Here is a 17707-nt window from a genome sequence, read left to right on the forward strand (position 1 = left end):
ATCCGGGCCGGGGAAACTCATGACTTCCATTTCTCATGCATTGCATTGGATCGACGGCGAATGGGTCGATTCGCCCGTTCATCGCGATTCGCTCGATCCCGCAACCGGCGCCGTGATTGGCCGCTATGCCGACGGCGGCGAAACCGAGGCGCGCGCGGCCGTCGCCGCCGCGTTGCGCGCGTTCGATCGCACGCCCTGGAAGCGCAACGCCGCGCTGCGCGCCAAGGTACTCGAGGAACTCGCCGTCGCATTCGAACGACACACCGATGCACTGATCGACCAGCTCTCGCTCGAGAACGGCAAGATCAAGCCGGAAGCCCGGTTCGAGGTCGAAATGGTGCCGTCGAAGCTGCGCTATTACGCGGCGCTCGCGCGCGCCGAGCGCGCTCACGGCGGCACGCCGCACCCGGACGTCGTGTCGCTCGTGCTGCGCGAGCCGATGGGTGTCGCCGGCATCATCGCGCCGTGGAACTCGCCGGTCGTGCTGATGGTGCGCTCGCTCGCGCCCGCGCTCGCCGCCGGTACGACCGCCGTCGTCAAGTTGCCGGGGCAGACTGCGCAAACCAATGCGCTCGTCGCCAGGGTGATGTCCGAAGCACCGTCGCTGCCGCGCGGCGTCGTCAACGTATTCAGCGAATCCGGCTCCGACGGCGCGAAATACCTCGTCGCATCGCCGGACGTGCCCGTCATCAGCTTCACGGGATCGACGGCGACCGGCCGCGCGATCTCGGCCGCCGGCGCGCAGCGCCTGAAGCGCTTCGGCCTTGAACTCGGCGGCAAGACGCCGCATGTCGTGTTCGACGACGCCGATCTCGACGCCGCGCTGCCCGTCATCGAGAAGTCGATCACCGTGTTCGCCGGCCAGTTCTGCATGACGGGCTCGCGCCTGCTCGTGCAGCGGCGCGTGGCGGAGGCTGTCCGCACGCGTCTCGCCGCGCGCCTCGGCGCGGTGCGCGTCGGTCCCGCCGCCGACCCGCGCAGCGACATGGGGCCGCTCATCGACCGGGCCAATGTCGCGCGCGTCGACCGCGCCGTCGAACTGGCGATCGCGGCCGGCGCAAAGGTGCTGCTGCGGGGCGGCCCCGCCACCGACGGCGATCTCGCGAAAGGTGCGTTCTACCGGCCGACGCTGCTCGAAGTCGACGATCCGGGGCTCGACATCGTGCAGCATGAAACGTTCGGACCGGTGATGACGCTGCAGGTGTTCGACACGGAAGACGAAGCGATCAAGCTCGCCAACGACAGTGAATACGGCCTCGCCGCTGCGGTGTGGACGCGCGACGTCCAGCGCTCGATGCGGGTCGCGCGCGCGCTGCAGGCGGGCACGATCTGGATCAACGACTGGGCGAAGATCTACGACGAATTCGAGGAAGGCGGCTACCGCCAGTCGGGCCTCGGCCGCCTCAACGGCGCCGCCGCCATCGACGATTTCATCGAGTACAAACACATCACGCTGAGCACCGGAGTCCCTCAATGACAGGCGCGATCATTCGCGACGGGCATCCTATGACGGGACTCAACGAAGTGCGATGGAACGCGTCGGGAAAATCACCCCGCAACGGCGGCGGCTGCCTGGCAAACATCGATACGCGGCCGCTCGATGCGGAAAGACGCATCGATAAGAGATCGTCACTGTATCGGCGACACTATTCCGTCACTCACGTCATGGCGCGCGCAATCGATCCTTGATTGCCCAGACCGTCGAATGTTGCGGACGGCTCGTCGATGACGGCAGTCGCGCCATGTCAGACGAATCGACCGTGCAATCGACTCGAGTCGTTGTGCCGTCAGGACTCGAGCCTGCGGTCCAGCGCGATCCTGAATCAGTCCGATTCGTGAATCGTCATTTGCTTTCGACTTATTAAAAGTTCTAACAAAATGAGTATCAGGGGGCTGATAACCCGGCGCACGCATTGTCAACCGCTTCGTTGTTTCGCTGACGAGGGGGCAATGGCAAAACCGTTACTCGATGACCAATTGTGGTCACTCATCCAACCATTGCTGCCACCACCGAAGCCACGCCGCACGCGACACCCGGGGCGCAAGCCGCTCGACGATCGCGCCGTGCTCACCGGCATCCTGTTCGTGCTGCAATCCGGTATTCCCTGGGAGATGCTTCCGCAGGAAATGGGATGTGGCTCGGGCATGAGTTGCTGGCGCAGACTGCGCGACTGGCAACAGGCAGGCGCCTGGGACCGGCTGCACGAGGTGCTGCTGGCGAAACTTCGAGCGGCCGATCGCATCGACTGGTCGCGCGTGGTCATCGATTCATCCTCCATTCGCGCAGTGGGATCAGGTCAAAAACAGGACCCAATCCCACCGATCGGGCACGACCCGGTTCAAAGCACCGCCTCGTTACCGAAGCGCAGGGCATCCCGCTCGCGCTGATTCTCACGTGCGCCAACCGCAACGACGTCACTCAACCGCCGCCTCTGAACGGGGCCATTCCACCCATTCGCGGCGAGCGGGGACGGCCGCAGTCAAAGCCCGTCATCGTGCAAGCCGATCGCGGCCACGGCCACGGCAAATATCGCAAGCCTCTGCACGCTGCCGGTATCGCCACGCAGATCGCTCGCCGTGGGGAGCCTCGCGGCAGCGGCCTTGGCAAGACTCGCTGGGTCGTCGAGCGTGCCTTTGCATGGCTGCACAACTTCAGGCGGCAGCGCATCCGGTTCGAACGCCTCGCGGCAATCCACGAAGCGTTCGTGAACATCGCCGCCTGCATCATTTGCCGGCGACAACTTCAAACATCATTCTGTTAGAGATGCTTAGGCATTCAGCGACTTCGGGACGATAGACGGGACGGTCTCGGGGCACCCTCGGGATGCCGAGGGAAGCACGCACACTCCCCTCGCAAAGCCCTACGTCCTCAGGCAACCACGCTTGCGCAGCGAGCTCGCGGCGTTTTTGAACGTCTTGAGACCCACGATCTTCGTATCGCCGAGTTGCGTACGGCACATCAATTCGTCGGCGACAGGACGAGCCACAATCACGCCCGACTCGTCATGCTTCTTGATGTATCGCATGACAGCGCGAGCCTCCACGGACGGCCCATGCTCGCGCACGATATCTGGCCAATGCTCGACAAGCCGCAGCTGCCAAGCGACCGAAACGGTTGATTGTTGAACCGAGCGAATTTCGGTCATATCCGCCGCCGATGGGTTTTGTAACACATCCCGATCTGCCGATGTGCCGGACGACTTCGAACAGTTCTCAGCCAATATGCCAGGTAACTTCGTGCCAAGCGATGCGATCCAGGTTTTCGCGTCGCCTATACGGACGACAATCCGATCGTGCGAACACATCGCGTCGCAAGACAAAGTCGTCTCGTCGAGCTTGGTCCACCATTCGAGATCGTTGGCGGATATAGGCATCACCGTGATCGATTCGCGGGCAATCACGCGCAGCAAATCGATCGGGCGCTGCTTGTAATGCTTCTGCGCCGTGGCGCTTGCCTTGTGGCCCATGATTTGTGCGACGACGCCCGCAGGACACTCGATCCACTCGGTAAGCGTCGAGAACGAGCGGCGCAGCCCATGCAGGGTGAGCCCTTCGAGATGCGCTGCCCGCAAGACAATGCGATGCCGATCGTCGGGAGCTTGCAAGCGGCCGGATTCCGACTTGACTCTGCTAAAGACCCATTCATTGCGGCGAGGTAATGCATCCAGCAACGATCCCACATACGGCGTCAGAGGAATCGTTCGATCGCCGTCCACCTTGTCCCACAGGATCAACGTGTTCCAGCGGAAGTCCAAATCGGTCCATTTGAGTTCGCTCATTTCTTCGCGGCGTGCTCCCGTGAGAAGCAACGCCTGCAGGTATGCGGATACGATAGGGTTTGCAATCCGACGCACGCCGTCGAACCATGGAGCCAGTTGTTCTCGCTGGAGGCAATCGGATTTCGCACGAATCTTTGGGACGTTCTGACGCACCTTGCGTGTACGGCATACGTGTTCCGGCACAAGTCCCGGCCATTCATGTTGTTCGCCACACCAGTTCACGCATGCGCGCAGCAATCGAAATGCGAGCGAAGCTTGGGTCGGTCGGCTTTCCGTCTCGCGCTTTAGCCACTCGGCAATCACGTCTGCGGTCAAGTCCGGCAACGGCACATCAAGTAGACTCGATAGTGCGCCGCCAACGCGAGGTTGCTTGCGTCCGCGCTTTCTCATTTCGCCGCCACGATGAGACACCTTCTCATGATCCGCAACATGATGGTCGCTCCAGCGGGAACGATTCGCTTCGATATAGCTCTTCCATGCAGTATCCAGCGTGGCCTGACGGCGCCGCGACTCGACTCGCCGTGCCTGCGTAACCGCGATAGCCGTAGCCTTTTCGACGCGCGGGTCTTTACCCTCATCGATGAGTTTCTGAAGTTCGCGCGCTTTCTGGCGAGCGCCATCGATATCCCATGTGCGAGCGTCGCCGATTGTGGTGCGAACCGTGTTGCCCGCGATGCGACCTTGGAAGACATAAGACACGCTGCCAGCGGTGGCGCGCAGCCCAAGGCCCGGCGCACCCGAGTCCCACATAAAGAATTGCTTGGCATCGGGAGGGCAGCGAAAGTCGCGCACGCGCCCGGCGGTGAAGTTGATACGAGCCAAGTTTGTGTCACTTCTGCGTAAGCGGTTTGAGTAAAAGGGGGCAATTGCATGACAGTGATCCCCATTTCCCCAATACCACTAACCCATTGATAACCTTGCACTATCACCGTCTTCCGCAACATCGAGACATGCAGATCAACGGCAACACGCGGGGACGTCGTATCGTGTCGGGCGACCGCCGGGCGGGTCGCCCGCGCGCTGACTCGCTCTTCGCACATATCTCGATCCGGCACCGGCCGGCAGGACGGTTTCCCTCCATTCGTTTCACCTAGAGGATGCACATGCAATCACGTTTCGAAGGTATCTGGCTTCCGATCGTCACGCCGTTCCACGCGGGCGAAATCGACCATCCGGCACTCGCGCGCCTCGCTCGGCACTACGCGGGCGAAGGGATCGCGGGCTTCGTCGCCGGTGCGACGACGGGTGAAGGCGCACTCCTCAACGCCGGCGAGCAGGAAGCGATTTTCGCAACGCTGCGCGACGCCGCGCCGACGCTACCGATCGTGCTCGGCATCAACGGGAGCGCAACGCGCGCGGTCGCCGAGCGCGCGCGCGAACTCGCGGCACTGCGCCCGGACGGGCTGCTCGCCACGCCGCCCGTCTACGTTCGGCCGTCGCAAGCGGGCGTGCGGCGGCACATCGAGGCGATCGTCGAAGCGGCGGATCTGCCCGTACTCATCTACAACATTCCGTACCGGACCGGCGTGAACGTCGAGCTCGACACGTTGCAGGCGCTGTCGCGCGATGTGCGCGTCGTCGGCGTGAAGGAATGCGGCGGGACGATCGAACGGATGCTGCGGCTCGTGCACGAAACGCCGCTGCGCATCCTCTCCGGCGACGACAGCCAGAATTTCGCGGCGCTGTGCGCGGGCGCGCACGGCGCGATCACGAGCGCCGCGCACGTGCTGCCCGCGTGGCACGTGCGCGTGCACGCGCTGCTGCGCGAAGGCAGGCTCGACGACGCGCGACGGATCGCGGTCGCGCTGCAACCGCTCATCGCCGATCTGTTCGCGGAACCGAATCCCGCGCCCGTGAAGGCGCTGCTCGCCGCGCAAGGCTGGTGTGACAACGAGCTGCGACTGCCGTTCCTGCCGGTGAGCGACGCGCTCGCAGCGCGGCTGGCCGCGCATTGGGAAGCGCTGCGGCAGAGCGAGACGGCCGACGCTTGAGCGGTTTGAGCGGTTTGAGCGGTTTGAGCGGTTTGAGCGGTTTGAGCGGTTTGAGCGGTTCGTGCGGTTCGTGCGGTTCGTGCGGTTCGTGCGGAAGGCAACGCGTCGATCGGTGGCTTGTATGTGATGCGGCGGTTCGAATCCGTCGATTCGAGCGTCGCTTTCTAGAGTGACGCGTCGTCTCGTCGTTCATCGTTTCGACTCATCATCGACTCGACAATAGTTCGCTTTGTCGCATCGGAGCTTCGGAGCTTCGGCGTTTCGGAACGTCAGCGTATCGACACGCGGGCGTGTCGGCGTTTCATCACATGGCCGTGTTTGCGGAACCGAGAACACGGAAGCCGGCCGCCAGCGGCGCGCGCCGCAACAGCCCGCCACTCGCCACTCGCCACTCGCCACTCGCCACTCGCCGCTCGTCGCTCGTCGCTCGTCGCTGCCGTTGCCGTTGCCGTTGCCGTTGCCGTTGCCGCCAACGCCAACGCCATGCAGCCTATTCGGAACCGCCCTGCTCGGAACCGCCGCACCGCACCTCGCGAAGAAACGTAGCGACAAGCTCCGCCACCCAGCGCTCGCGCTCGCGATGCGGCACGTGCCGCGCGCCCGGCACGATCTCGATCCGCGCCGGCCCGGCGACCAAGCGCGCGATCGTCTCCGGATGAAGATTCGAGCCGTATTCGTCGTCGCTGCCGTGGATCGCGAGCGTCGGGCACGTCACCTGCGGCAAGGCATCTTCGAGCGACCAGCCGGCAAACCCCGGCGACAGCCACGTATCGATCCAGGCGTCGAGCACCCAGCGCGCCTTGTCGCCGTGATACGCGCGCAGACGCTCGAACGCGTCGCGCTGCTTGAACTGCTCGCGCGCGTCGGCGACGCCGGCGCGCGTCCTGTCTTCGACGAACGCCTGCGCGGATTCGGTGACGAGCGCTTCGCACGCCGACGGATACGCGGCCGCGCAATGCACCGCCATGCCGCCGCCCACGCTATGGCCGAGCGCGACGAAACGATCGAAGCCGAGCTGCCCGCGCAGCATCGGAAAGAACCGCCGCGCCTCGTCGCGCACGAAGCTCGCGTCGAGCGTGTCCGTGCGCGGATCGGACTGCCCGAAGCCGAGCCGATCGTACGCGATCACCTGCCGGCCCGTGCATTCGGCGAGCGCTTGCGGAAACGTTCGCCACAGGCGAACGCAGCCGAGCGAATCGTGGAACAGCACGATGGGCGGCGGAACACCGTCGTGCGCGTGCGCGCGTTGCGGCGCGGCCCAGCATCGCACGAACAGGCTCCCCCGCCCGGTATCGACCCGGCGATCTTCCGTCGCGTGTCGCCGCTCGTCCATGTTCCGTCACTGACCGAGCAGATGCCGCAACAGGCCCGCCGACACGATGCCGACGAGCACGGTCGGCAGGATCGACAAGCGGGTTGCCGCGAGCAGCGTGATCGCCAGCGCGAGCAAGTTGGCCGGCTTGTCCGACACGAACGCCGGCGCGATCACCGACACCAGCACGCATCCCGGCACATTTTCCATCACCGCCAGCATCCGCGGGCTCAGCGTGCGATTGCGCAGCACGACGTAGCCGAGAATCCGGCTCAGGTAGGTGGACGAGGCCATCAGCACGATCGTCAGCAACGTGGACACGTCGATCATGACCGCTCCCCGCAGACGACGGCGGCGACGAGCCCGGCGAGCGCGCCCGCCGCGACGTACCACGCGCCCGGCACGAGCAGATAGGTCACCGCGGCGACGACGAGACTGACGAGCCACGGACGGCTCGCGCGCGCGCCTTTCCACATGCCCCGCAGCAGCACCAGGAATACCGCGGTGAACGCCATGTCGAAGCCGTATCGCTCGACGTCTCCGATCGTCGGCCCCAGCGCCGCGCCGAGCGCGGTGCACGAGATCCAGGTCAGATACAGCCCGGCCGACACGCCGAGGTAATACGGCAGGCTCACGCGGCCGCGCGCCTGCCGCCGCGCGTCGTCGAGCGCCATCGCCCAGCTTTCGTCGCACATGAAGAAGAGCGCCGGAAAGGTCTGCTTGCGCGACAGATGCCGCAGATACGGCGCGAACGCCGCGCCCATCAGGATATGCCGGCAGTTGACGAGGAACGACATCGCGACGATGAGCAAGATGTGCGGCGGCGACGTCCACAGCCGGATCGCCGTGAATTCGGAACCGCCGCCGAAATTCAGGCCGGTCAGGAGCGGCACTTCGACGATGCTCAGGCCCTTTTGCGCCGCCTGCGCGCCCAGCACGAGCGCGAACGGAACGAAGCCGAGCATCACGGGCAGCGATGCGCGCAGGCCGCGCCACGCTTCGGATCTCGCAGTGGATTCCTCGGAAATGACGGTTGATGTTGGCAGACTGTTCATGAAACCTCCTTCGAGGCAATATTGTCTGCCAAATTCGATGAAATTGGGTTGCGTTGTTGCTATATCCTGATGTCGAATTGGTACGAACCACCTATTTTCAATACTTTTCTGGAATTGAATTCCAATGAAACTTGACGCCATCGATCGACGCATCCTGCAAGCCCTGCAACGCGACGGCCGGCTGCAAAACGTCGAGCTCGCGAAAGAGGTTGGCCTGTCGCCTTCGCCGTGCCTGAGGAGAGTCCGGCTGCTCGAGGAGGACGGCGTGATCGAGCGATACGTCGCGGTGCTCAACCCCGCGAAAGTCGGCCGCGGATTGACCGTGTTCACGCGCGTCTGGCTGAAGGAGCAGGACGCGGGCTCCGTCGATCACTTCGCCGAGGCGGTCCGGCAACTGCCGCAGGTCGTCGAGTGCCATCTGATGGCGGGCGACTGCGATTTCCTGCTGCGCGTCGTCGCCGCCGACATCGACGACTATCGGCAGTTCCAGATGCATCATCTGACGCGAATCAAGGGCGTGCAAAGCGTGAAGACCGAGATTCCGCTGCAGAAGGTGAAGCTGACGTCGGAGGTGCCGGTTTGACGGCGTGAAGGTTCGGCGGCCCGGGCATTCGAGGGCGCGCGCGATCGCCGCGCGACTCGACCGGCTGCGTGGCCAGGCGCGCCGCAAGACGCCGCACCGCACAGCGTCGCACCGCGCCGTGCGTCCGCGGCCGCCGCGCCGCCCGCGCGCCGCCGCCGGCCGCCCGAAAGCCAATCGTCATAATATGGCGGTCGCAAACGATTCACGTAACCGACGCATCGTTTCCTCATACTTGCGGACGTTCAAGACTCGCGATCTTCCAGGAGACACGCCGATGCGCCAGCGTCTCGCCGCTCTCGCCGCATTCGCCGGCGCACTGTGCGTCGCGCCGCTCGTCGCCGCTTGCAGCGACGAGGCTTCGCACGCCCGCGCGGAATCGCACGCGGACGCGTCGCCGGCATCGCCGCAGGGCGGCGCCGCGAACGCGTTCAACGGCAACGCGACGGCGGCCGGCAACGCAGGCGCGAGCGCGCCGCTTGCGACGCCCGTGATCCACTACCCGCCCGAGGACGACGCCGACGATGCATCCGGCGCGACGGCGGCCTCCGCGCAGCCCGCATCGCATCCTGGCTGATCGCTTTTTGCCGCGCCTTCTTCCCCGCAGAGCCAAAGGTGAAAACATGACGTCAGAAAGCCGCCGCCGTTTCCTGCATACCGTTGCGCAATCCGCGAGCGCCGCCGCCGCGCTCACCGTGTTTCCCGAATCGATCCGCCGCGCGCTCGCGATTCCCGCCGCGTCGCGCACGGGCACGATCCGCGATGTCGAGCACGTCGTCGTGTTCATGCAGGAAAACCGTTCGTTCGATCATTACTTCGGACACCTGCGCGGCGTGCGCGGCTACAACGACCGCTTTCCGATCCCGCTGCCGAACGGCAAGCCGGTCTGGTATCAGCCGTCGAAGGCCGATCCGGGCAAGCCCGTGCTGCCGTTTCGCCTGAACACGCTGACGACGAGCGCGCAATGCATCGGCGATCTCGATCACTCGTGGTACAAGACGCACGCCGCGATCGACGGCGGCCGCTACGACCAGTGGCCCGCGAACAAGACCGACATGACGATGGGCTATCACGTGCGCGAGGACATCCCGTTCCACTACGCGCTCGCCGATGCGTTCACCGTCTGCGACAACTACTTCTGCTCGCTGCCCGGCCCGACGCATCCGAACCGCTCGTATCTGATGACGGGCACGGTCGACCCGACGGGCAAGTACGGCGGCCCGCTGCTCGACAACAACGATTACGTCGACGGCGACGTGCCGCCGAAGTACGACCTGCTCACGTGGACCACGTATCCCGAGCGCCTCGAGGCGAACGGCATTTCGTGGCAGATCTATCAGCAGGGCACGACGGGCGCCGATCCGCTGAACGGCAACTACGGCACGAACGTCCTGCAGAACTTCGCGAACTTCATCAACGCGAAGCCGGGCTCGTCGCTGTATCAGCGCGCGCAGACGGCGCGCACGCTCGACGACCTGAAAGCCGACGTGCTCGCGAACAAACTGCCGCAGGTGTCGTGGCTGCTGCCGCCCGCCGCGTTCTCCGAGCACCCGAAATACACGCCCGCGTACGGCGCGAACTACACGTCGCAGATTCTCGACGCGCTGACGTCGAACCCCGACGTATGGCGCAAGACCGTGCTCTTCATCATGTACGACGAAAACGACGGCTTCTTCGATCACGTCGTGCCGCCGCAGCCGGCGACGACGCGCGCGCAGGGCCTGTCCACCATCACCGTCGACGGCGAGATCCACGACGTCGTGAACCCGGGCCGCGGCGGCAGCTACACGGCCGACGGCCTGCCGTACGGCCTCGGCCCGCGCGTGCCGATGACGATCGTGTCGCCGTGGACGAAGGGCGGCTTCGTGTGCTCGCAGGTGTTCGATCACACGTCGGTGATCCGCTTCATCGCCGCGCGCTTCGGCATCGACGAGCCGAACATCACGCCGTGGCGCCGCGCGGTGTGCGGCGATCTCACGTCCGCGTTCGACTTCCGCACGCCGGACGCGACGCTGCCGCCGCTGCCCGACACCAGCAACTATCGGTCGATCGCCGATCGGCTGTGCTCGACGAAGCCCGCGCCGACGGTGCCCGCCGCGCCGAGCCCCGTCGATCCGCAGGAGCCCGGCGTGCGCCCGGCGCGCGCGCTGCCGTACGAACTGCACGTGAACGCGTCGGTGCAAGGCGGCGCGCGCCTGCGAATCGAGTTCGCGAACCGCGGCGAGCAAGGCGCGCACTTCTACGTGTACGCAGCGAATCGCAGCGACGGCCCGTGGCGCTACACGGTCGGCGCGCACGGCTCGCTGCACGACGAATTCGATCTCGCGGCTACGGACGGCGCATATGCGTTCTCGGTGTACGGCCCGAACGGCTTCGCGCGCGCGTTCGAAGGCGTCGCCGCCGCCGAGGGCCACGGGCGGCACGCGGCCGCGCATCCGGAAGTGAAGGCGGGCTACGACGTCGCGAACGGCAATCTGTATCTGAAGCTGAAGAATCACGGCGGCCGGAGCGTGCAGCTCACGCTGACCGACAATGCGTACGGCGCGTCGCCGCGCCGCATCACGCTGCGCGGCGGCGACGAACGAGTCGAGCAATGGGCGCTCGCGGCGAGCCATCACTGGTACGACGTGACGGTGTCCGACGGCGCGACGGGCAAGTTCGTGCGCCGCTTCGCGGGCCATGTCGAGAACGGCAAGACGAGTTATTCCGATCCGGCGGCGATCGCGCCCGTCACGGCCTGACGCACGATCGGAATGCCGGCGGCGGCGCGCGCGGCGTGCGCCGCCGCTCGGTCGGCGCGGATCGATGCGCAATCGAAAGCGCATGCGCGCCGCGACGAAGCGGAAAGTGCCGTTTTGTCGGCGCACGAGCCCGACAAGCACGACGCCTTCGGCTGGTTCGAGCTCGACGATCTGCCGCAGCCGCTCACGCACGCGGCGCGCGGTCGCCGTCTAGCCGTGCGCGCAGACAGCCTGAAGCGCGGAAAGAAAAGAAAAACGCTCGACGAAACGCGCTCGACGGCTTCAAGCCGCCGTCACGAGCGGCTCAGGCGCGTTCGCGCCGAACTCCGGCGCGTCGTCGCGAAACCTGAGCGGCGCCGCGCAATGCACGAGCGTATCGACGAGATACTTCGCGCGCGGCCACGGCCCGTAACCCGCCGCGGTATTGATGTGCCCGGCGTCGCCGAGATTGACGAACGCGCTGCCGAGCCGGTGCGCGAACTCGCGCGCGTCGGCGAGCGTCATCCACGGGTCGCTCTCGCTGCCGATCACGATCGACGGCACGGTGAGGCGGCGCGCGTCGAAGTCGCCCGCGAACGCGAACTTGCGCGGATTCGCCGGCGCGACGAACAGCACGCCGACGACCTCAGCCGCCGGCGCATCCGCGGCCGATGCGTGCTGCGCGAGCGCATGCGCGGTCGCGAGGCAGCCGAAGCTGTGCGCGGCGAGCACGAACGGCCCGCGCTCGCGCGCGAGCAGATCGCGCGTTTTCTGCGCCCAGCGCGCGAGATGCGGCGCGTCCCAGTCGTCCTGCTCGACGCGCAGCGCGCGCGCGAACTGTCTCTCGAGCCAGGTCTGCCAGTGCGCGCCTTCGCTGCCGTGCAGGCCGGGCACCGTGACGAGCCGCGGCGGCCACGTCGATTTGCTGCATGAGCGCATGTGTCCCTCGCGGAGCTAGGAGCCTGGCGTCGATTGTCACGTGCGCGCCGCACGCGGCGAACCAATATTTTGTGCTTTGCATTTCCGCGCATCACGACGCGACGCGCGGCAAAACCGTAGAATGAGAGCTTCCTTCAAGGAGACGATGCATGTCCGCCACGCCGCGCGGCGCGTTGCGCCCGTTTCACCTCGCCTTTCCGGTCACGAGCCTCGCGCACGCGCGCCGCTTCTACGGCGGCCTGCTCGGCTGCCCGGAAGGCCGCAGCTCCGATCGCTGGGTCGATTTCGATTTCTTCGGACATCAGCTCGTCGCGCACCTCGCGCCCGACGAGACGGGCCGCTCGGCCGTCAACCCGGTCGACGGCGACGACGTGCCGGTGCGCCATTTCGGCGTCGTGCTGTCGATGGACGAGTGGCGCGCGCTCGCCGACGCGCTGACGGCGGCCGGCACGTCATTCGTGATCGAGCCGCACGTCCGCTTCAAGGGCGAAGTCGGCGAGCAGGCGACGATGTTTTTCCTCGATCCGTGCGGCAACGCGCTGGAATTCAAGGCGTTCGCCGACATCGGCCAGTTGTTCGCGAAGTAGACGCATGCGCATCCTGTTCTATACGCCGCATCGGGACGCGCCGGACTGGAAACGCGACATCGAGCGCGCGCTGCCCGGCGCGCAGTTGCGCGCATGGACGCCCGGCGACGACGCGCCCGCCGACTATGCGCTCGTCTGGCGCGCGCCGCGCGAGTTCTTCGCGCCGCGCGCGGATCTGAAGGCGGTGTTCAATCTCGGCGCGGGCGTCGACGCGGTGCTCGCGCTCGAGCGCGCGCATCCGGGCCTGCTGCCGCCCGACGTGCCGCTCGTGCGCCTCGAGGACGCCGGGATGGCGCGCCAGATGGTCGAATACGCGACGCATGCGGCGCTGCGCTATCTGCGCCGCTTCGACGAATACGCGCTGTTGCAGCGCGAACGCCGCTGGCAGGTGCTCGAGCCGCATCCGCGCGAATCGTTCGTCGTCGGCGTGCTCGGGCTCGGCGCGTTGGGCGCCGGCGTCGCGCGCGCGCTCGCGGCGCTCGGCTTGCCGGTGCGCGGCTACAGCCGCACGCCGAAGGCGCTCGACGGCATCGCGACGTTCGCGGGCGCCGCCCAGCTCGACGCGTTCCTTTCCGGCGTCAAGCTGCTCGTGAACCTGCTGCCGAGCACGTCGGACACCGACGGCATCCTGAACGCGCACGCGTTCTCGAAGCTCGCGCACGGCGCGTACCTCGTGAACATCGCGCGCGGCGCGCATCTCGTCGAAGCCGATCTGCTCGACGCGCTCGCGAGCGGCCGCATCGCCGCGGCGACGCTCGACGTGTTCGCGGCCGAGCCGCTGCCGGACGATCATCCGTTCTGGCGCGAGCCGCGCATCGCGATCACGCCGCACTGCTCGGCGGATACGCTGCGCGCGCAGGCGGTCGAGCAAATCGCCGCGAAGATCGGCGCGCTCGAGCGCGGCGAGCCGATCGGCGGCATCGTCGAGCGCGCGCGCGGCTATTGACCGCGGCCCGCGAGCGCGCGCCGCAGAGCCGCATGCCACGATACATTCATCAGAAGACAGGAACCAGGAGACTCGGATGACGCTCCCCCAATCCGTGAAGATCGTCGAAGTCGGCCCGCGCGACGGGCTGCAGAACGAGCAGGCGTTCGTGCCGACCGACGTCAAGATCGAGCTCGTGAACCGGCTGTCGCGCGCGGGCTTTCGCAACATCGAGGCGGCGTCGTTCGTGTCGCCGAAATGGGTGCCGCAGATGGCCGACGGCGCCGACGTGATGGCCGACATCGAGCGCCGCGCGGGCACGATCTACTCGGCGCTCACGCCGAACCTGAAGGGCTTCGAGAACGCGCTCGCCGCGCGCGCCGACGAAGTCGTGATCTTCGGCGCGGCGAGCGAAGCGTTCTCGCAGCGCAACATCAACTGCAGCATCGCCGAGAGCATCGCGCGCTTTGCGCCCGTCGCGCGCGCGGCGAAGGACGCGGGCGTGCGGTTGCGCGCGAGCGTGTCGTGCGCGCTCGGCTGCCCGTATCAGGGCGACGTGCCCGTCGAGGCGGTCGTCGACGTCGTCGAGCGTCTCGCCGCGCTCGGCTGCGACGAGATCGACATCGCCGACACGATCGGCGTCGGCACGCCGGGCCGCACGCGCGCGGTGCTCGACGCGGTCGCGAAGGTGTTTCCGCGCGAGCGGCTGTCGGGCCACTTCCACGACACGTACGGGCAAGCGCTCGCGAACATCTACGCGGCGCTCATCGAGGGCATCGCGATCTTCCACGCGTCGGTCGCGGGCCTCGGCGGCTGCCCGTACGCGAAGGGCGCGACCGGCAACGTCGCGACGGAGGACGTGCTGTACATGATGCGCGGGCTGAACGTCGACACGGGCGTCGATCTCGATCAGGTCGTCGCCGCCGGCGATTTCATCTCGACCGCGATCGGCCGCGCGAACGTGTCGCGCGCGGGCCGCGCGCTGCTCGCGAAGCGGCGCGCGGCCGCCGAACCGCCCGCCGGCGCGTGAGTCGCGCGGCACCCATTCGAAACATCACACGAGGATACGAAGCGCTCCCATGGCTATCTCCGCCCCCATCGACAAGCTTCCCGATTCCGCTCGACGCGTTGCATTGCTGCTGCGCGAGCGCGGCCATGCGAAGGGCATCGTGATGCTCGAGGAAACCGGCAAGACCTCGGCCGAAGCCGCCGCGGGCCTCGGCTGCTCGGTCGCACAGATCGCGAAGTCGATCCTGTTTCGACGCCGCGCGGACGGCGCGCCCGTGCTCGTCGTCGCGAGCGGCGCGAACCGCGTCGACGAGAAGAAGGTCGCCGCGCAGGTCGGCGAAGTCGGCCGCGCGGACGCGAAGTTCGTGCGCGACAACACCGGCTACGCGATCGGCGGCGTGTGTCCGATCGGCCATCTCGTCGAGCCCGTCACGCTGATCGATCGCGACCTGCTCGAGCTCGACAGCCTGTGGGCGGCGGCGGGCCATCCGCATGCGGTGTTCAACCTGTCGCCGCGGGAGCTCGTGTCGCTGACGGGCGCGCCCATCGCCGACGTCGCGCAACGCAGCGACGCATGAGCGGCGTGACGAAGATCGACGGCGCAGCGCGGTTCGACGATGCGCCGGGCGCGGCCGGCGGGGGCGACAGGCCCCACGGGGTCAGCGGGGGCGACGGGAACGCCGCCGCCGCGGCGAACGCGGCGGCCGCGAAAGAAGCGCCGGCGAGCTCGGCCGCAGCGAGCATGGCAACCACGGCGCCCGTCGCGAGCGTGCCGTCGCCGTGCACGAACGTTTGCAGAATCGATGCGAGAACCGGCTGGTGCGAAGGGTGCCGCCGCACGCGCGACGAAATCGCCGGCTGGCGCAAGTTCGACGACGACGCGAAGCGCGCGGTGCTCGCGCGGCTGGCGGCGAGGCGCACGGCTAGCGCGTGACGCGGCCGGCGCGCAGCCGCATGCGCGCGACGAAAAAAAAGCCGTTCGCCCAAACTGGCGAACGGCATGCGTAATGAGAATTCTGTGGACGTGATCAACGTCACTGCGCATCATACGAGCGCCCTCGCTGCACCGCATCAGGAGTTTCCCTACAACTTACTTGCGCGTGTCGGAATGTCGCAGCCCGCACTCGCACTCGCACTCGCACTCGCATCCGCATTAGCATTAGCATTCGCACGCGGCGCTCAACCGCGCGCCGCGACGCGTCGCGACGGCACGATCCGCCAGCCGAGATTCACCCCCGCCGCGGCGAGCAGGATCAGCGCCGCGCCGAACATCTGGCTCCACGCGAGCGTCTGCCCGAACGCAATCCGATCGACGACGATCGCGACGACCGGATAGACGAACGACAGCGCGCCGATCGTCGCGGTCGGCAGCTTCTGGATCGCGCCGTAGAGCAGCACGTACATGATCCCCGTGTTGACGACGCCCAGCGCGACGAGATCGAGCCACTGGCCCGCCGTCGCGGGCAGCGCGTCGTAGTGGACGAACGGCGCGAGCGCGAGCACGCCGACGCCCGTCTGGAACAGCGCGAGCAGATGCGGCGGCGTGCCCTTCAGACGCTTCGTGACGATCGACGACACCGCGTACAGAAACGCCGCGCCGAGCGCGAGCACGACGCCGTCGAGATACTGGCCGGGCACCGCGAGCACCGCCGGCTCGACGCGCACGACGAGCGCGAGCCCGCCGAACGCAATCGCGAGCCACGCGACGACCGACGCGCTGAGCCGCTCGCGGAACACGATCGCGCCGAGCGCGACGAGCATGAACGGCTGCGTGTTGTAGACGGCCGTCGCCATCGAAATCGACGCGCGCGAATACGCGGCGAACAGCAGCACCCAGTTCGCGACGATCGCGACGCTGCCGATCGCGGCGAGCGCGACCGTGCGCCTGGTCAGCAGATCACGGCGCAGAAAGCCGAGCGCCGCGCAGATGATCAGCATCGTCGCGCCGCCGAACAGGCAGCGAAAGAACACGACGTTCATCAGATGCTGCTGCGACGACACGACGAGCCAGCCGATCGTCCCCGACATCAGCATCGCGACCACCATTTCGAGCGCGCCGCGGCGCGTTTCGTTCGAAGCCATGTCCGAAGCCATGAGAGTTCTCGCAAGAGGAAAGCCTGGCTTTGATTTTAGGGACTTGATTTGCGCATCTCCATCGCTAAACTGAGCGCAGAACGTCTTTCCACCTGTGAAAAGAAGGCTGTCATGCAAAAACGCCTTTCGACGCCGCAGCCGGCGGCGAGCATGCTCGATGTGATCGACCGCGAACTGCTGCGCGCGCTCGCCGACGATGCGCGCCAGCCCGTCAGCGAGCTCGCGCGGCGCGTCGGGCTGTCCGCACCGAGCACCGCCGACCGTCTGCGCCGGCTCGAAGCGCAGGGCGTGATCGCGCGCTTCACGGTCGAGCTCGATCCGCGCGCGCTCGGCTACACGCTGCAGGCGATCGTGCGCGTGAAGCCGCTGCCCGGCCAATTGCATCTCGTCGAGGAACTGTTGCGGCGTATTCCCGAGTTCGTCGAATGCGACAAGGTGACGGGCGACGACTGCTTCGTCTGCCGGCTGTACCTGCGCTCGATCGAGCAGCTCGACGGCATACTCGCGAAGGTGACCGAGCGCGCGGAGACGAGCACGGCGATCGTCAAGTCGACGCCCGTCGCACGGCGATTGCCGCCGCTTGCGATCGAAGAGGATTGACGCGCGCGGCGCGCACGCGAAGCGCGGCGAAGCCGCGCCATGTGAAGCCGGCGCGGCGGCGCTGCAAGAGGCGAGCAACCCAAACGCCCGGCTCGCGCAAGCAAAGCCGCATGCCGG

19 protein-coding genes and 1 pseudogene are annotated in these 17707 nt (G+C 66.9%); 14 read left to right on the forward strand and 6 right to left on the reverse strand.

Annotation, left to right across the window (positions count from 1 at the left end):
- Positions 1-19 precede the first annotated feature (19 nt).
- The 3 genes from WT60_RS18690 (at position 20) to WT60_RS18695 (ending at position 2762) form a co-directional block, all read left to right on the forward strand.
- Complete coding sequence (locus tag WT60_RS18690; protein WP_038748269.1) at positions 20-1477, forward strand: aldehyde dehydrogenase family protein; 1458 nt, start codon at positions 20-22, stop codon at positions 1475-1477.
- Positions 1474-1689: a hypothetical protein gene (locus tag WT60_RS33805; RefSeq protein WP_145986824.1), complete on the forward strand. Its 216-nt coding sequence runs from the start codon at positions 1474-1476 to the stop codon at positions 1687-1689. The genes WT60_RS18690 and WT60_RS33805 overlap by 4 nt, the downstream gene beginning before the upstream one ends.
- Before the next feature lie 261 nt (positions 1690-1950).
- A protein-coding gene (locus tag WT60_RS18695) for an IS5 family transposase (protein ID WP_100185325.1) occupies positions 1951-2762 on the forward strand; the annotation gives its coding sequence in 2 pieces (ribosomal slippage) (positions 1951-2299 and positions 2299-2762; 813 coding nt in all).
- Positions 2763-2861: 99 nt separating this feature from the next.
- Here the strand turns inward: WT60_RS18695 and WT60_RS18700 are convergent.
- Positions 2862-4601: an integrase family protein gene (locus WT60_RS18700; protein WP_236860836.1), complete on the reverse strand. Its 1740-nt coding sequence runs from the start codon at positions 4599-4601 to the stop codon at positions 2862-2864.
- A 281-nt stretch (positions 4602-4882) separates the two neighbouring features.
- Here WT60_RS18700 and dapA point away from each other — a divergent pair, with 281 nt between their 5' ends.
- The gene (gene dapA, locus WT60_RS18705; protein ID WP_186448549.1) at positions 4883-5770 is read left to right on the forward strand and encodes a 4-hydroxy-tetrahydrodipicolinate synthase; all 888 of its coding nucleotides are present in this window, start codon (positions 4883-4885) and stop codon (positions 5768-5770) included.
- A gap of 490 nt (positions 5771-6260) precedes the next feature.
- Here the strand turns inward: dapA and WT60_RS18710 are convergent, their stop codons facing one another.
- From WT60_RS18710 to WT60_RS18720, 3 genes are read right to left on the reverse strand one after another with little or no spacing between them, the layout of a single operon-like run.
- On the reverse strand, positions 6261-7103 hold the full coding sequence (locus tag WT60_RS18710; protein ID WP_059670267.1) for an alpha/beta hydrolase: 843 nt from the start codon (positions 7101-7103) through the stop codon (positions 6261-6263).
- A 6-nt stretch (positions 7104-7109) separates the two neighbouring features.
- Positions 7110-7412: an AzlD family protein gene (locus tag WT60_RS18715; RefSeq protein WP_038748276.1), complete on the reverse strand. Its 303-nt coding sequence runs from the start codon at positions 7410-7412 to the stop codon at positions 7110-7112.
- The gene (locus WT60_RS18720) at positions 7409-8137 is read right to left on the reverse strand and encodes an AzlC family ABC transporter permease (protein WP_059578374.1); all 729 of its coding nucleotides are present in this window, start codon (positions 8135-8137) and stop codon (positions 7409-7411) included. The genes WT60_RS18715 and WT60_RS18720 overlap by 4 nt, the downstream gene beginning before the upstream one ends.
- A 124-nt stretch (positions 8138-8261) precedes the next feature.
- On the opposite strand from WT60_RS18720, the gene WT60_RS18725 reads away from it, so the two are divergent.
- The 4 genes and pseudogenes from WT60_RS18725 to WT60_RS18740 form a co-directional block, all read left to right on the forward strand.
- On the forward strand, positions 8262-8720 hold the full coding sequence (locus tag WT60_RS18725) for an Lrp/AsnC family transcriptional regulator (RefSeq protein WP_038748280.1): 459 nt from the start codon (positions 8262-8264) through the stop codon (positions 8718-8720).
- Between the two features lie 274 nt (positions 8721-8994).
- Positions 8995-9294: a hypothetical protein gene (locus WT60_RS18730; RefSeq protein WP_060355832.1), complete on the forward strand. Its 300-nt coding sequence runs from the start codon at positions 8995-8997 to the stop codon at positions 9292-9294.
- A 46-nt stretch (positions 9295-9340) separates the two neighbouring features.
- Positions 9341-11458 (forward strand): phospholipase C, phosphocholine-specific, encoded by a 2118-nt coding sequence (locus tag WT60_RS18735; protein WP_060355831.1) that lies wholly within the window; start codon positions 9341-9343, stop codon positions 11456-11458.
- A gap of 126 nt (positions 11459-11584) precedes the next feature.
- A pseudogene (locus WT60_RS18740) lies at positions 11585-11659 on the forward strand (ADP-ribose pyrophosphatase); the annotation flags it as partial.
- An 81-nt stretch (positions 11660-11740) separates the two neighbouring features.
- Here WT60_RS18740 and WT60_RS18745 read toward each other — a convergent pair.
- Entirely contained in the window at positions 11741-12376 is a 636-nt protein-coding gene (locus WT60_RS18745; protein ID WP_059646904.1) for an alpha/beta hydrolase, read from the reverse strand.
- Positions 12377-12525: 149 nt separating this feature from the next.
- Here WT60_RS18745 and WT60_RS18750 point away from each other — a divergent pair, with 149 nt between their 5' ends.
- The 5 genes from WT60_RS18750 (at position 12526) to WT60_RS35255 (ending at position 15830) form a co-directional block, all read left to right on the forward strand.
- Positions 12526-12963, forward strand: a complete 438-nt coding sequence (locus WT60_RS18750; protein ID WP_038748288.1) for a VOC family protein — start codon at positions 12526-12528, stop codon at positions 12961-12963.
- A 4-nt stretch (positions 12964-12967) separates the two neighbouring features.
- Entirely contained in the window at positions 12968-13909 is a 942-nt protein-coding gene (locus WT60_RS18755) for a glyoxylate/hydroxypyruvate reductase A (protein ID WP_038748290.1), read from the forward strand.
- A 76-nt stretch (positions 13910-13985) separates the two neighbouring features.
- Positions 13986-14918, forward strand: coding sequence for a hydroxymethylglutaryl-CoA lyase (locus WT60_RS18760; RefSeq protein WP_060355830.1), 933 nt, complete (start codon positions 13986-13988; stop codon positions 14916-14918).
- A gap of 49 nt (positions 14919-14967) precedes the next feature.
- On the forward strand, positions 14968-15474 hold the full coding sequence (locus WT60_RS18765) for a YbaK/EbsC family protein (protein ID WP_059578362.1): 507 nt from the start codon (positions 14968-14970) through the stop codon (positions 15472-15474).
- Positions 15471-15830, forward strand: coding sequence for a DUF1289 domain-containing protein (locus WT60_RS35255; RefSeq protein WP_060355829.1), 360 nt, complete (start codon positions 15471-15473; stop codon positions 15828-15830). The genes WT60_RS18765 and WT60_RS35255 overlap by 4 nt, the downstream gene beginning before the upstream one ends.
- Positions 15831-16075: 245 nt before the next feature.
- Here the strand turns inward: WT60_RS35255 and WT60_RS18775 are convergent, their stop codons facing one another.
- A complete protein-coding gene (locus WT60_RS18775) occupies positions 16076-16990 on the reverse strand; it encodes a DMT family transporter (RefSeq protein WP_081989558.1) in 915 nt (304 codons plus the stop codon).
- Between the two features lie 111 nt (positions 16991-17101).
- Here WT60_RS18775 and WT60_RS18780 point away from each other — a divergent pair, with 111 nt between their 5' ends.
- Complete coding sequence (locus WT60_RS18780; RefSeq protein WP_038748296.1) at positions 17102-17590, forward strand: Lrp/AsnC family transcriptional regulator; 489 nt, start codon at positions 17102-17104, stop codon at positions 17588-17590.
- The last annotated feature ends 117 nt before the right edge of the window (positions 17591-17707 follow it).

The sequence above is a fragment of the Burkholderia sp. MSMB617WGS genome (genome assembly GCF_001532025.2).
Classification (GTDB): Bacteria; Pseudomonadota; Gammaproteobacteria; order Burkholderiales; family Burkholderiaceae; genus Burkholderia; species Burkholderia savannae.

Bases quoted from the DNA above. Each gene is read 5' to 3' on its own strand.
- WT60_RS18690 (WP_038748269.1), top strand. From the start codon at position 20: ATGACTTCCATTTCTCATGCATTGCATTGGATCGACGGCGAATGGGTC.
- WT60_RS33805 (WP_145986824.1), top strand. From the start codon at position 1,474: ATGACAGGCGCGATCATTCGCGACGGGCATCCTATGACGGGACTCAAC.
- dapA (WP_186448549.1), top strand. From the start codon at position 4,883: ATGCAATCACGTTTCGAAGGTATCTGGCTTCCGATCGTCACGCCGTTC.
- WT60_RS18710 (WP_059670267.1), bottom strand. From the start codon at position 7,103: ATGGACGAGCGGCGACACGCGACGGAAGATCGCCGGGTCGATACCGGG.
- WT60_RS18715 (WP_038748276.1), bottom strand. From the start codon at position 7,412: ATGATCGACGTGTCCACGTTGCTGACGATCGTGCTGATGGCCTCGTCC.
- WT60_RS18720 (WP_059578374.1), bottom strand. From the start codon at position 8,137: ATGAACAGTCTGCCAACATCAACCGTCATTTCCGAGGAATCCACTGCG.
- WT60_RS18725 (WP_038748280.1), top strand. From the start codon at position 8,262: ATGAAACTTGACGCCATCGATCGACGCATCCTGCAAGCCCTGCAACGC.
- WT60_RS18730 (WP_060355832.1), top strand. From the start codon at position 8,995: ATGCGCCAGCGTCTCGCCGCTCTCGCCGCATTCGCCGGCGCACTGTGC.
- WT60_RS18735 (WP_060355831.1), top strand. From the start codon at position 9,341: ATGACGTCAGAAAGCCGCCGCCGTTTCCTGCATACCGTTGCGCAATCC.
- WT60_RS18745 (WP_059646904.1), bottom strand. From the start codon at position 12,376: ATGCGCTCATGCAGCAAATCGACGTGGCCGCCGCGGCTCGTCACGGTG.
- WT60_RS18750 (WP_038748288.1), top strand. From the start codon at position 12,526: ATGTCCGCCACGCCGCGCGGCGCGTTGCGCCCGTTTCACCTCGCCTTT.
- WT60_RS18755 (WP_038748290.1), top strand. From the start codon at position 12,968: ATGCGCATCCTGTTCTATACGCCGCATCGGGACGCGCCGGACTGGAAA.
- WT60_RS18760 (WP_060355830.1), top strand. From the start codon at position 13,986: ATGACGCTCCCCCAATCCGTGAAGATCGTCGAAGTCGGCCCGCGCGAC.
- WT60_RS18765 (WP_059578362.1), top strand. From the start codon at position 14,968: ATGGCTATCTCCGCCCCCATCGACAAGCTTCCCGATTCCGCTCGACGC.
- WT60_RS35255 (WP_060355829.1), top strand. From the start codon at position 15,471: ATGAGCGGCGTGACGAAGATCGACGGCGCAGCGCGGTTCGACGATGCG.
- WT60_RS18775 (WP_081989558.1), bottom strand. From the start codon at position 16,990: ATGGCTTCGGACATGGCTTCGAACGAAACGCGCCGCGGCGCGCTCGAA.
- WT60_RS18780 (WP_038748296.1), top strand. From the start codon at position 17,102: ATGCAAAAACGCCTTTCGACGCCGCAGCCGGCGGCGAGCATGCTCGAT.